Origin of the sequence: Citrobacter sp. R-1.5.2, from assembly GCF_035064245.1 — a bacterium.
GTDB lineage: Bacteria > Pseudomonadota > Gammaproteobacteria > Enterobacterales > Enterobacteriaceae > Citrobacter.
Genome location: NZ_JASEYC010000001.1, coordinates 680468 through 692774, shown reverse-complemented (window position 1 = coordinate 692774; position 12307 = coordinate 680468). Strand labels below are relative to the sequence as shown.

Sequence of the window (12307 nt, the reverse complement as noted above, 5' to 3'; positions counted from 1 at the left end):
AGCAAACTTTAATACAATGAAACCCTGTTTTGATCAATCCCCGGTGACAAATTAGAGTGTTTTATAAAAAAGTGTGGTCCCGGCCAGTGTTCCATCGGGCATTTTTGCATAGCCAGGGATGACCCCTGCTTTTTGCCATCCACAATTGTGGTAGAACAACTCGGCGGCGCTGCCTGTAGACGTATCAAGAACCAGGAGGGTTTTCCCTTCATGACGTGCACAAATTTCCAGTGTATTCATCAATTCCCTGGCGATCCCACACCGCCGTGCAGAGGTATGAACCAGGAGTTTGGCAACGTCTGCACGATGAGGCTGGTTTTCGGGTTGATCGATAATGAGCTGAACGGTCCCAATGAGCGTCCCTTGCGCATTTTCAGCCCCCAGAACAATGCGTTCTCCACAAGAGACACTTTGCGCAACACGCGTCCAGAAAGGCCGTGACTTATCGCGGTTAAAAGGAAGCATAAAACTGACAGATGCGCCATCGTTCACGCACTGTTCAAGGACATCACTAAGCTCGTCGATTCTCGACAGGATCTGTTCCGCGCTCAGTATAAAGCAGGGAGTGTTGGTAGCCATTTGGTCTCCTTAGATTGACCCCTTCATACTGCAATTAACAATTACATAACACAAGGAGTCGAATCATAGGATTATGTTATCTATGGCTTATTCATTTGCAGCACTAACCAGTGGTAGATAACAGTGACAACGTAACGTTGCTGTTGCTCGCTCAACGGTTGCCCCTGTGGTATATCATGCCATTTGGCCAGACATCCCCTACAGCACGTCGCCGTGGCATGTTGAGCGATAAACACCGGATGTCCACGCATCGGCGTTTGCTTTCCATCATTGGACGGAAACGCGGGTGCCAATCGCTTAGCAATAAAATCGGCCGCATGTTGTTCAATGACCGGCGCACCTTTTTCCAGACAATATTGTCTTTCTTTCTGACCGAGACGAAACCGCGATCGAAAAGTCGATTTCGCCAGCCGGGCAAAAAGCGGGTCGAGCGTGTTCATCAGTAAACCGAGCGCCCTAACTGTTGAGTTAATTGTTCCAGTACCGCAATACCCGCCAGCGAGTTCCCTGCGGGATCCAGCTCCGGACTCCAGACCGCAATCGCCATCTCATGCGGCACGATCGCCACAATTCCACCACCGACACCCGATTTCGCCGGCAGACCTACCCGCCAGGCAAATTCCCCGGCATTTTGATACATACCGCTGGTCGCCATTAGCGCGTTAATCTGCCGCGCCTGCATCGGAGACACCACCGGCTCGGTGAGGTGGAAAGCGTTCCCTTGATTCGCCAGAAATACGAAGGTCCGCGCCAGTTCCACGCAGCTCATTTTCAGCGCGCAGTAGTGAAAGTAATTTTGCAGAACGGTCGTCACATCGTGATGAAAATTGCCAAAGGACTTCATCAGCCAGGCAATTGCCGCGTTGCGGGCGGAATGCTCAAACTCAGAGCGAGCTACCGTCGCATCATAAGCGATATCTGAAACGCCGCTTAATGCACGTACCACTTCCAGCATTCGTTGCCGTGGGGCACTCAGCCGACCTTGCAACATATCGCAAACCACCAATGCCCCGGCATTGATAAAGGGATTACGCGGTATACCCTGCTCCATTTCCAGCTGTACCAGCGAGTTAAACGGATGACCGGAAGGATCTTTGCCAACACGTTGCCAAATCTCGTCTTCCTGGTAATGACGCATTGCGACAACCAGGCTAAGTACCTTTGAAATCGACTGAATAGAAAAACGTTCTTGCGCATCCCCCGCCTGATAGTGCTGACCATCAACGGTGCAAATGGCAATACCCAGTTTTGACCCATCGACGGAGGCTAATGCAGGAATATAATCGGCGACTTTTCCCTGACCAATCAGCGGACGAACCTGCTGCACAATGGTCTCTAAAATTGAATTGTCCATGGCCCTGGCCACAACATGCTCCTTGCTCGCAGGTATGAAAGGCCTGCGAGTATAACAGAGCTGAATACACAGCGTCAGGCCGGAAGACGGAATCTGGCAACGGCCTGCATAAGCTGATGAGATTCATGATGTAACTGTAGGGAGGAATCAGATGCGGCGTTCACCAGATCGCTGGTCTGTCGGGCTTCGTTATTCAGAGCCTGAAGCTGACTGGTCAACTCGTGAATACGCGTTCCTTGATTCATCGTCGCAGCAGAAATGTCATTCAATAAGGCACCAAGATTTTCCACCAGCGATATAACCTGTTGTAGGTTGTCATCGAGTCCGTTCACCGCATGAAAGCCCTCATCTATACCCGCTAAGGAATGATGAATCAGCGCCTGAATATTCTGCGTGGACTGACTGCTTTTTCTCGCTAACAATCCAACTTCTTTTGCAACAACCGCAAATCCACGCCCTTGTTCACCAGCATGCGCAGCTTCAATCGCCGCATTTAACGCCAGAATATTGGTCTGAAACGCGATGCTGTCAATCAGTGAGATGATCCCGCGCATCTCTGATGAACGGGCAACAATCGCCTGCATCGACGCATTTACCGTTGCCATCATCCGGTCGCCACCCGCAGCAATATCCCGCGCCTGAACGGCGCGTTGATTCGCCAGTTGAGCAAACCCACTGTTATCCTCAACATGTGTTTCCAGAAACGAAATATGTGATGTCACCGTATTTAGCTCATCGCTTTGTTTCGCGGATTGCTGATACAACTGTTTATTGCTTTGCGTAAGCTGAGTGATATTCCCCACCATTGAGGTAGTCGCGTCATTCACCTGCTGTACCAGCATACGTAGCCCCTGCTGCATCGCGTCAATACGTGAACTCAGTTGTGTCACTTCACGATTAAACTGGCTCACCTGGGGGGCCGGACGGGAAAGATCGCCAGCCGCTAACACATCAATATGATCGATCAGCCGTCTCAGTGGCGCGATGACCCAGCGGGACATACTGCGCCAGACCAGTACCGCAATCGCCACCAGCACAAGAGGAATAAATAAAAAGAGCTGCTGTAAACGTTCAAGACTGGTCAACAGCTGCTCTCGCCCTTTTTCCGCTTGCTGGCCACTGTCTTGCTGAAAGCGTGCATAATTTTCATTAAAGTCTGTCTGAAACGCCTGCACAGGTACGGCAAAAAATGCATCAATACTATTGGATTGCATTAATCCATCTGCCTGCTCCTGAATACCGCTATAAAAACGCTGATAGCTCTCCATCAAGTCGGCAGCCTGATGCGGCCCCATTGCAAGCCAGGCATCCCACGCCGTTTTTGACTGCGTTAACGCATGCTGAGCCTCTTCCATTAACGGATGCCAGCTCCCTTCCGAGCCAGTAGCCGCATCCTGCATAAAGTAAACGCCGGCACGATTAAGTAAGTCGCTGGCCGATAACAACGCCACCCTTGCTTGATCGATCTTCGACTGTTGCAAGAGCACTTGCTGGTTATGCTGTTCATTTATCTGCGCGTCCCTGACAGAGGTTGAGAGCATAAGCGAGGATGCAATCTGCAAAACAGAGAACAGCGCAATAATACAAATAATACCGGTTAACAGACCAAACTGACGGGGGATCAGGCGACGAAAAATTTGCGTTATGTTCATATTACTCTTCTGTATCAAAGCGTTAGACGCGAGTTTACGCAGAGTAAATGACAAATTTATGGCAGAAATAAGACGGGTGCCCCTGCTGAGGCACCCTGGCTATCAGAGACGGTTTTTCCAGACGGTTTGCACATTGCAAAACTCATGCAGGCCAAAGTGAGAAAGTTCACGGCCAAAACCGCTTTTCTTCACGCCGCCAAAAGCAACACGAGCATCACTGGCACTGTAACCATTAATAAACACGCCACCACACTCCAGACGGGCCGCCATAGTTTGTGCCAGTGCCTCATCCGCGGTAAACAACGTGGCCGACAAGCCGAACTCGCTGTCATTAGCCAGTGCTAATGCGTGCTCAGCATCCTTCGCGACGGTAATCGCCGCAACCGGGCCAAACAACTCCTGACGAAATGCCGTCATTTCCGGCGTAACATCACCCAGCACCGTCACGGCATAGTAATTACCCTGACCGGCGATCTTTTCCCCGCCGAGAAGTAAGCGCGCCCCTTGCGCCAGTGAGGCTTCAACCTGCTGATGCAGTTCATCCCGCAGATCAAAACGTGCCATTGGGCCGAGATCGTTCTCTTCATTTAGCGGATCGCCCATTTTCAGTGCGCTGGCTGCCGCCACAAAACGTTGGGTGAATTCTGCGGCAATACCCTGTTCAATAATAAAGCGCTTCGCTGCGGCACAAACCTGCCCGGTATTCTGATAACGCCCTGCCACTGCTGCTTTGACGGCTAAATCAAGGTCTGCATCACTAAGCACGATAAACGGATCGGAACCTCCTAACTCAAGCACGCATTTCTTCAGTGCAGCACCGGCCTGAGCGCCAATCGCAGCCCCTGCCCGCACGCTGCCCGTCACGGTTATCGCGGCGATACGCGGGTCATTAATCATCTGGCTAACCCCGGCGTTATCGGCATTAACCCAGCCATATACCCCAGCCGGTATTTCCGCATCGCTAAACACCTGGGCGATAATTGCGGCACAGCCGGTCACATTTGGTGCATGCTTTAACAGATAACCATTTCCGGCCAGCAAAATCGGTACGGCGCCGCGCATAACCTGCCAGAGCGGGAAGTTCCACGGCATGATCGCCAGAATAGTCCCCAGGGGACGGTACTCAATCACGGCCTGGTTATTCTCAACCTGCGTTGCCTCGGTACTGAGCATCGCTGGCCCATGTTCAGCGTACCAGTCACATAATGCCGCAGACTTTGCCACTTCCGCACGAGCCTGCCTGACAGGCTTACCCATTTCACGCGAGATACACTGCGCCATCTCTTCGGCGCGGCCACGCAGCGCCTGTCCGACCCGACGCAACATCTGTGCGCGATGGGCGACGGTCGTGCGTTTCCATTCATTGAATCCCGTCGCCGCCAGATTCAGCGCGTGGGTAATCTCATCGGCGCTGGCCCACGGCATTGCCGTCAGCATTTCGCCACAGGTCGGGTCAACAGAAATAGCATGTGTTGCTGCTGTGATGGTCATAAGTGCCTCTCTTTCTCGCAAGGTATGGTTATATCATGCGCAGGTTTACTCTTTCTGAAAAATGAATAATATTAACCATACCATTCACGAATAGAGAAAATTATGGACCTGACGCAACTGGAAATGTTCAATGCCGTCGCAGAGACCGGCAGCATCACGCAGGCAGCGGCGAAGGTGCATCGCGTGCCGTCCAACCTCACCACGCGTATTCGCCAGCTTGAAGCGGACCTTGGCGTCGATCTGTTTATTCGTGAAAATCAACGTCTGCGGCTTTCTCCCTCCGGGCACAATTTTTTGCGTTACAGCCAGCGGATCCTGGCGCTGGTAGAAGAAGCGCGGATGGTGGTCGCAGGAGATGAACCACAGGGATTGTTCTCTCTGGGGTCGCTGGAAAGTACAGCCGCCGTACGTATTCCGGCCACACTTGCCGAATATAATCAGCGCTACCCTAAAATCCAGTTTGCACTGGCAACAGGACCGTCAGGTACCATGCTGGACGGTGTGCTGGACGGTACGCTGAACGCCGCTTTTGCCGATGGCCCTATAACCCATCCAGGTCTTGAAGGAATGCCGGTGTACCGTGAAGAGATGATGATTGTCACCCCACACGGACACCCGCCCATCAAACGAGCCAGCGATGTGAATGGTTACAATATCTATGCTTTTCGCGCCAACTGTTCATATCGCCGCCATTTTGAAAGCTGGTTTCACGCCGATCGTGCGATGCCGGGCACAATCCATGAGATGGAGTCCTACCACGGCATGCTGGCCTGTGTGATTGCGGGGGCGGGAATTGCGCTGATTCCGCGCTCTATGCTGGAAAGCATGCCGGGCCACCATCAGGTCAATGCCTGGCCGCTGAGCGAAAACTGGCGTTGGTTAAATACGTGGCTGGTCTGGCGTCGGGGGGCGATGACGCGACAGTTGGAAGCATTTATTGAGGTACTGGAACCTCAGCTGTCGCAGAATGCGGATTAACTGGCGAACGTCAGATGGCAAGGCAGTTGTTCAAGCTGCTGCCGTACCTCTTCATTGAGTCGGGCATCGGTCACGATATCCGTCAACGCATCCAGATGTGTGACGTTGAAAAGCGACCATGCACCGTATTTTGAGCTGTCTGCCAGCAGTACGCGACGTTTGGCGTTTGCAACCAGGTCGCGCTTCAGACCAGCCTTTTCTTCCGTCGGAGCGGTGATCCCGCGGGCCAGGTCCCAGCCGTTACAGCTTAGAAACGCGATATCCGGCCACACGTTTTGCAACAGTTTACGCCCGTGTTCGCCGATACAGGACTGGCTGGAGTCATCAATGCGCCCGCCAATGATCGTCACTTCAATTTGTTTGAACTCAGAAAGAAATAGCGCAATGTGCAGATCGCTGGTGATGACGCGCAACGGCAGATGGGTAAGCTGGCGCGCCAGTTCAATCATCGTCGTTCCCGCGTCCAGGACAATGGCGTCTCCGGCTTTCACCAGGCTTGCCGCCGCGCTGGCAATAGCCTGTTTTTCCATCAGGCTACGCTGCATTTTCTCATGAGTGGTCGGTTGCGAAGGGATAAACCGGTTAAGCGTCACGCCGCCGTGAGTACGGCTGATAACACCTTCCTGATCGAGTTTAATCAGGTCGCGACGAATGGTCGCCGGAGAGGCCTGAGTCACAGCAACAAGCTGTTCAACCGTTGCCAGATTATGCCCTTTCAGATAATCCATAATCTGTTCTAACCGATTATATCCCTTCATTTTAATCCCGCGTAATTTGCATTGCTAACTGGATGGACACGGCCATGCTCTCAGACTTGGCTTTACCTGTCCAGGCAATATCAAACGCCGTGCCGTGGTCTGCAGAAGTGCGAATAAATGGCAATCCGGCGGTGATATTCACCCCATCATAGAATCCCAGCAATTTTAGCGGAATATGGCCCTGATCGTGATACATCGCCACCACCATGTCATACATACCTTCGTGGCACTGCATAAAGACAGTGTCCGGTGGGCAAGGCCCGGTGACATTCAGCCCCTGCTCCCGCATAGCCTGTACCGCAGGGCCGACTATGGTCATCTCTTCATCACCAAACAGACCGTTTTCCCCGGCATGAGGATTAACACCCGCTACCGCAATACGTGGATTATCAAACCCGACACGACGCAGGAAATCATCTGCGACCCGAATGACTGTTTTCACACGCTGTTCACCGAGCGTATCAAGGAATTTACGCAGTGCAATATGCGTGGTGACATGAATCACTTTAAGCTGTTCGGTATACAGCACCATTGCGTAGTCTTTGCTGTTAGTCAGTTGCGCCAGTAATTCGGTATGGCCGGGATAATGATGTCCTGCCATGTGCAGTGCTTCTTTATTCAGCGGTGCCGTGGCAATGGCTTTCACTTCCCCGCTGAGCGCCAGCGCGGTGGCACGCTTAATACAGCGGTATGCCAGATCGCCAGCCTGTGCCTGGACCACGCCCGGTTCAAGCGCAGCAGGATCGGCAAGGGGTTCATCAATTACATTGATAACACCGGGGGCGAATTGTGCCTGGGTTACGTTATCGATCACCCGAAAGTCCACAGGCGGCGTGACATTTAATGCCTGGATGCGCCTCAGCGTTTGTGCACAACCCACAACCACGACCGGCGCGCCAGACAACTCTCCCTCCACCAACGATTTAATAATGATCTCCGGTCCAATACCTGCCGGGTCGCCCATGGTTACCGCAATCGTGTTATTCACTCATTTTCTCCTCGATATAATTCAAAACCTGACGCAGAGTGGTTTCATCACCGAATCCCCCTGCTTTTGTCATAACCGGGCGTCGCCAGTAGCTACCGGCAAGATGGCCGTACGGCACACACTGGGCCACACGGTCGGTAATACGGAATCCTGTTGCCTCCAGCGCATCCGCGATCGCCATCGCGACATCACCGCCGGAAAGATACAGCGCCCCAGGTGAGGCTTCGTGCAGCACCTGGCGGGTAAGCTGTCCAAGAAACTGGCAGATTGTTTCACCGAGCTGCGCGCGGCTCATCTGCAGGTATGCACACAGCTTTGCAATATGATGGCGTGCTTCGATGTCTGGGCAGGTGTGAACGATGCAGTGTTTACCTGAGATGAGAACCCTGACGATACGCTGCACATACTCTGTCCGGTTACCACTGAAGATATTTTCGATATCAATGAATACAGTCTCCACCCGCGGGTTCTGACACACTGCAGCAATCTGTTGTTGAGCGATTTCACTCATTGAACCCACTACCGCCAGTAAACACTGGGAGGACGGTGTCCGGACATGGCGGGCCAGCGCGTCACAGATCCCGGCAGACCCTACCAGCAGCGGCGATTCCTCCTGCATCAGCGCTTCCGAAGCAATAACATCAAGATCGGTCTGCGTGCGGGCATCCACCACCCAGATTTGTGGCGTTTTCGCAACAGGCTCTCTGAGGTGCTGCAGATAGTCGCTCAGAGACATTGCCCGACACGCAATGACTGTTTGCGCCTGTAACACCTCACAGATATCGGCGCTAATAACCGGCGTTTTCGGATCGCTGGCAAATTCAGTCTGCGTTACGGGAATACCGTTAACGAGGCACTGCCCCTGCTCAGTGGTACGCCCGGCTGAGGGACAAGCCAGCGCCACGATGGCCCGCTTTTTACCTGTAATCCGCATTAACGCGTCCAGTTCGGCCCCTGGGTTTCCGCGCAATGTTGAATCCATTTTCTTAAGCCACTGCGTCTGAGGGCCTGCCTGACTGGCAAGAGCCAGCTCACTTACTCTGGCGGCGGCCTGCTCTGCTTCCAGCGCACGACTATCCGTGTTGATGACCAGCACATCTGCATCATCGGCACTGGGCAATGTGAAAGCGACATTCACCGTCATACCCGTCAGCGCCAGACTTACCCCCGCATCATTACCACCAGTAAAGTCGTCGGCAATCACCAGTACCTTCGGCCTTGCTACCTGTCTACTCATCCATGCTCCGGGTTGTTGTATGTTGATAATGATTATATTCAATCACATTTGATTAAATGTAAGCAAGTTCAAGTTATTCGGTTCCGAGATAAATTATAAATTTAGCCCATGATGCAATCGCTCCTGAATCTCAGTGAGCGAATTCAATCACTCGAACAACAGGAGAATGTTGTGGCAACAATCAATAGCACCGTGATTAGCGGTTCGAATGCCATCCCCGCACTGGAACCGTTACTGGCGGGGAAACGCCAGCTGTTACTGGTGACGGATAGCAATATTGTCGGGCTGGACGCGGTAACACAGATCCGTAACTTACTGGCCAACGATGGACGTCATGTGGCTCTGATTGACAATGTGCCTGCAGAACCCGGGCATCACGATGTCAGCGTGCTATTAAAAAACGTACAAGATCTCAACGTAGAAATGGTTATCGGTATCGGCGGAGGCAGCGTACTGGATGTGGCGAAACTGTTCTCCGTCTTATGCCATCCTGAATCTCCGACACTTGACGCCATGCTGGCGGGAGAAAAACCGCTGCAACGCGTTGCTTCTGTGCTGATCCCCGCCACGGCAGGTACGGGGTCTGAAGCAACCCCGAATGCCATTCTGGCTATCCCGGAGCAAAACACTAAGGTCGGTATCATCTCTCCCGTGCTGTTACCGGATTTCGTAGCCCTGTTGCCAGAACTCACCACCAGCATGCCGGCGCATATTGCCTCGTCCACTGGCATTGACGCGTTATGTCATCTGATTGAATGCTTTACCGCTACTGTCGCCAATCCCGTAAGCGATAACGCGGCGCTCATTGGCCTGCGTAAGCTACTCAACCATATCGAAACCTCCGTCAATGAGCCGGAAAACCTGCTGGCCAAACTGGAGATGCTGTGGGCATCGTATTACGGCGGTGTGGCGATTAATCATGCCGGTACTCACCTGGTTCACGCGCTCTCTTACCCGCTTGGCGGTCGATACCATCTCCCACATGGCGTCGCTAACGCCATTCTGTTAGCACCCTGCATGCAAGTGATTCGCCCTTTTGTGGTCGACAAGTTTGCCCTGGTATGGGATCTGCTGCCTGACGCTGACCTCACACTCAGTGCCGAAGAAAAATCCTGCGCCCTGGTGGAGTACTTTTCCACACTGGTGAAACGCCTGAACCTGCCCGATAACCTGGCAACGCTTGGTGTACCGTCTACTGATATTCCCGCACTGGCCGATGCCGCACTGAACGTAAAGCGCCTGATGAATAATGCTCCCTGCAAGGTGAGCCATAACGATATTCAGGCCATTTATCAAACTCTGTTTCCAGAACTGATGACAAAGGAGTGAATAATGAGTAGCAAAATCCGAGGAGTACTGACGGCAATCGTTACCCCGTTCGACCACGACGGCGGGCTTAACCTTAAAGAACTGAGAAACCAGGTAAACCGCCAGTTAAACGCCGGAAACGGTATTTTCTGCGGCGGGACCAACGGCGAATTCTTTGTACTTAACGAAGATGAAAAAATCGCCGTCACGCGGACCTGTGTAGAGGAAGTGGCGGGTCGGGCACATGTAGTAGCACATATTGGCGAAATATCTACCCGTGAAACCATCCGCCTGGGCAAACAGATAGAAAAGCTGGGTGTCGATGCGGTGTCGGTCATTACCCCGTACTTTGTTCCTCTAAAACAGGCTGAACTTATTGCCCATTACACCGCGATTGCCGATGCGCTCTCCGTCCCGGTATTTCTCTATAACATTCCGGCGCGGACGGGAAACACCATTGAGCCTGAAACAGCCAGAGTGCTGGCGGCACACCCGAACATTATCGGGATCAAAGACAGTGCCGGCAGTTATGAAAGTCTTAGCAGATTCCTGGATGCAGTAAAAGATATCGAGGGATTTGATGTGCTGAACGGACCAGATTCGCTCATTCACCAGGGGTTTGTTGATGGCTGTTCTGCTTGTATTTCGGGGCTGGCTAACGTCGCACCACAAGAAATCAACGCAATCTGGTCTCGCTTTAACGCCGGTGACGTTGCCGGGTCGCATCAGGCTCAGGAGAGCGTCACGGGTCTGCGCACCGATCTCTATAAAGTGGCCTTCTCTCCGGCTGCGGTAAAAAAAGCATTACAAATCATGGGCCATGATGTGGGCGCAAGTCGTTACGCTGTCACGTTTGATGCGCATCAGGAACGCCAGATTCAGCAAATTATCAATAACTATTTGCGATAGACATTTTTACAGCGGCGGCAACGCCGCTTAACTAATAACAGGATTGTGTTATGAACGTCATCTGTACATCACCTTCATTTGCCAAATACGATCAGCAGCCGATCAAACGGCTTAACGACGCAGGACTTGAATTAATCATGCTACCTGCAGATGCCGGTTTAGAAGCGCTTGCACCTCATCTGGAACAGACAGTGGCAATGATCGTCGCTTTTACCGATGTTAATGCCGAACTAATCGCGGCGGCACCGAATCTGAAAATCGTCTGCAAACACGGCGTGGGTGTCGATAATATCGACCTCAATATTACGCGTGAAAAAGGTATTTTTGTTACCAATGTGCCGGATGCCAATAAGCATGCCGTCGCAGACTTTGCGTTTTCCCTGATCCTTAACTGTGCACGTCAGCTCCCCTATGCGATTGAACAAACCCGCGCAGGAAACTGGCCACGAATCTTCGCCTCCGATGTATATGGAAAAACGATTGGCATTATTGGGTTAGGTAACATCGGTAAGCAGGTTGCACTGCGAGCCCGCGGCTTTAATATGCGCGTACTGGCTCACGACGCATGGCAGGATGCACAGTTCGCCGCAGATAATCACATTGAATACGTTTCGCTCGATGAACTAACAGAACAAAGTGATTTCATCACGTTACACACACCGCTGACGCCAGAAACCAAAGATCTCTTTGATTTAGCACAGATGAAAAAAATGAAAAGCAGTAGTTATCTCATTAACGTTTCACGCGGTGGTGTTGTTAATGAAGAGGATCTCTTTCTGGCTCTGACGCAGGGTGTCATTAAGGGTGCTGCTGCCGATGTCTTTCTACAAGAACCGTGCAATTCACACCCCTTATTTGCGCTCGATAATTTCATACCTACTGCACATATCGCAGGATATACCGAGGGGGCGATCAGCAATATCGGCGAGCAATGCGTTTATAACATCATTGAACATGTCATTCATCAGCGTAAGCCTAAAAACATCATGAACGGATTATAACATTGTGGAGATAACCCTACCCTTTCCACAATAATAAAAATGAACATCTACC

12 protein-coding genes are annotated in these 12307 nt (G+C 52.1%); 4 read left to right on the top strand and 8 right to left on the bottom strand.

Translation table 11 applies throughout. The features are described from left to right. Nucleotides 1-51: 51 nt before the first annotated feature. The 5 genes from QMN38_RS03375 to sad all read right to left on the bottom strand — a co-directional run bounded on the left by QMN38_RS03375 (nt 52) and on the right by sad (nt 5076). The gene (locus QMN38_RS03375) at nt 52-579 is read right to left on the bottom strand and encodes a GNAT family N-acetyltransferase (RefSeq protein ID WP_271457454.1); all 528 of its coding nucleotides are present in this window, start codon (nt 577-579) and stop codon (nt 52-54) included. Between the two features lie 80 nt (nt 580-659). Beyond that, nucleotides 660-1019 carry a DUF4186 domain-containing protein gene (locus QMN38_RS03370; protein WP_137383083.1) on the bottom strand — a complete coding sequence of 120 codons (360 nt, stop codon included), beginning with the start codon at nt 1017-1019 and terminating at the stop codon, nt 660-662. After that, entirely contained in the window at nt 1019-1945 is a 927-nt protein-coding gene (glsB, locus tag QMN38_RS03365) for a glutaminase B (protein WP_202038661.1), read from the bottom strand. Before glsB ends, QMN38_RS03370 begins: the two co-directional genes overlap by 1 nt. Before the next feature lie 62 nt (nt 1946-2007). Next, nucleotides 2008-3585, bottom strand: coding sequence for a methyl-accepting chemotaxis protein (locus tag QMN38_RS03360; RefSeq protein ID WP_323604479.1), 1578 nt, complete (start codon nt 3583-3585; stop codon nt 2008-2010). A gap of 102 nt (nt 3586-3687) precedes the next feature. Then, nucleotides 3688-5076, bottom strand: a complete 1389-nt coding sequence (gene sad, locus QMN38_RS03355; protein WP_323604478.1) for a succinate-semialdehyde dehydrogenase — start codon at nt 5074-5076, stop codon at nt 3688-3690. Between the two features lie 102 nt (nt 5077-5178). On the opposite strand from sad, the gene ptrR reads away from it, so the two are divergent. Continuing rightward, the gene (ptrR, locus tag QMN38_RS03350) at nt 5179-6054 is read left to right on the top strand and encodes a putrescine utilization regulator PtrR (protein ID WP_061067887.1); all 876 of its coding nucleotides are present in this window, start codon (nt 5179-5181) and stop codon (nt 6052-6054) included. On the opposite strand, the gene QMN38_RS03345 is transcribed toward ptrR, so the two are convergent. The 3 genes from QMN38_RS03345 to dtnK are packed head-to-tail and all read right to left on the bottom strand — an operon-like array spanning nt 6051 to nt 9037. Next, nucleotides 6051-6812 (bottom strand): DeoR/GlpR family DNA-binding transcription regulator, encoded by a 762-nt coding sequence (locus tag QMN38_RS03345; protein WP_137383087.1) that lies wholly within the window; start codon nt 6810-6812, stop codon nt 6051-6053. The two genes, ptrR and QMN38_RS03345, sit on opposite strands and share 4 nt — an antisense overlap. A gap of 1 nt (nt 6813) precedes the next feature. Beyond that, nucleotides 6814-7800, bottom strand: a complete 987-nt coding sequence (locus QMN38_RS03340; RefSeq protein ID WP_323604477.1) for a D-threonate 4-phosphate dehydrogenase — start codon at nt 7798-7800, stop codon at nt 6814-6816. Next, nucleotides 7793-9037 (bottom strand): D-threonate kinase, encoded by a 1245-nt coding sequence (dtnK, locus tag QMN38_RS03335; RefSeq protein WP_323604476.1) that lies wholly within the window; start codon nt 9035-9037, stop codon nt 7793-7795. The genes QMN38_RS03340 and dtnK overlap by 8 nt, the downstream gene beginning before the upstream one ends. A gap of 171 nt (nt 9038-9208) precedes the next feature. On the opposite strand from dtnK, the gene QMN38_RS03330 reads away from it, so the two are divergent. Genes QMN38_RS03330 through QMN38_RS03320 form a run of 3 tightly spaced genes read left to right on the top strand, consistent with a single transcriptional unit; the run spans nt 9209 to nt 12255 of the window. Then, complete coding sequence (locus QMN38_RS03330) at nt 9209-10366, top strand: iron-containing alcohol dehydrogenase (RefSeq protein ID WP_323604475.1); 1158 nt, start codon at nt 9209-9211, stop codon at nt 10364-10366. A gap of 3 nt (nt 10367-10369) precedes the next feature. Next, nucleotides 10370-11254, top strand: coding sequence for a dihydrodipicolinate synthase family protein (locus QMN38_RS03325; RefSeq protein WP_323604474.1), 885 nt, complete (start codon nt 10370-10372; stop codon nt 11252-11254). A gap of 50 nt (nt 11255-11304) precedes the next feature. After that, nucleotides 11305-12255 (top strand): phosphoglycerate dehydrogenase, encoded by a 951-nt coding sequence (locus QMN38_RS03320; RefSeq protein ID WP_271457447.1) that lies wholly within the window; start codon nt 11305-11307, stop codon nt 12253-12255. Nucleotides 12256-12307: the final 52 nt, after the last annotated feature.

Bases quoted from the DNA above. Each gene is read 5' to 3' on its own strand.
- QMN38_RS03375 (WP_271457454.1), bottom strand. From the start codon at position 579: ATGGCTACCAACACTCCCTGCTTTATACTGAGCGCGGAACAGATCCTG.
- QMN38_RS03370 (WP_137383083.1), bottom strand. From the start codon at position 1,019: ATGAACACGCTCGACCCGCTTTTTGCCCGGCTGGCGAAATCGACTTTT.
- QMN38_RS03360 (WP_323604479.1), bottom strand. From the start codon at position 3,585: ATGAACATAACGCAAATTTTTCGTCGCCTGATCCCCCGTCAGTTTGGT.
- sad (WP_323604478.1), bottom strand. From the start codon at position 5,076: ATGACCATCACAGCAGCAACACATGCTATTTCTGTTGACCCGACCTGT.
- ptrR (WP_061067887.1), top strand. From the start codon at position 5,179: ATGGACCTGACGCAACTGGAAATGTTCAATGCCGTCGCAGAGACCGGC.
- QMN38_RS03345 (WP_137383087.1), bottom strand. From the start codon at position 6,812: ATGAAGGGATATAATCGGTTAGAACAGATTATGGATTATCTGAAAGGG.
- dtnK (WP_323604476.1), bottom strand. From the start codon at position 9,037: ATGAGTAGACAGGTAGCAAGGCCGAAGGTACTGGTGATTGCCGACGAC.
- QMN38_RS03325 (WP_323604474.1), top strand. From the start codon at position 10,370: ATGAGTAGCAAAATCCGAGGAGTACTGACGGCAATCGTTACCCCGTTC.
- QMN38_RS03320 (WP_271457447.1), top strand. From the start codon at position 11,305: ATGAACGTCATCTGTACATCACCTTCATTTGCCAAATACGATCAGCAG.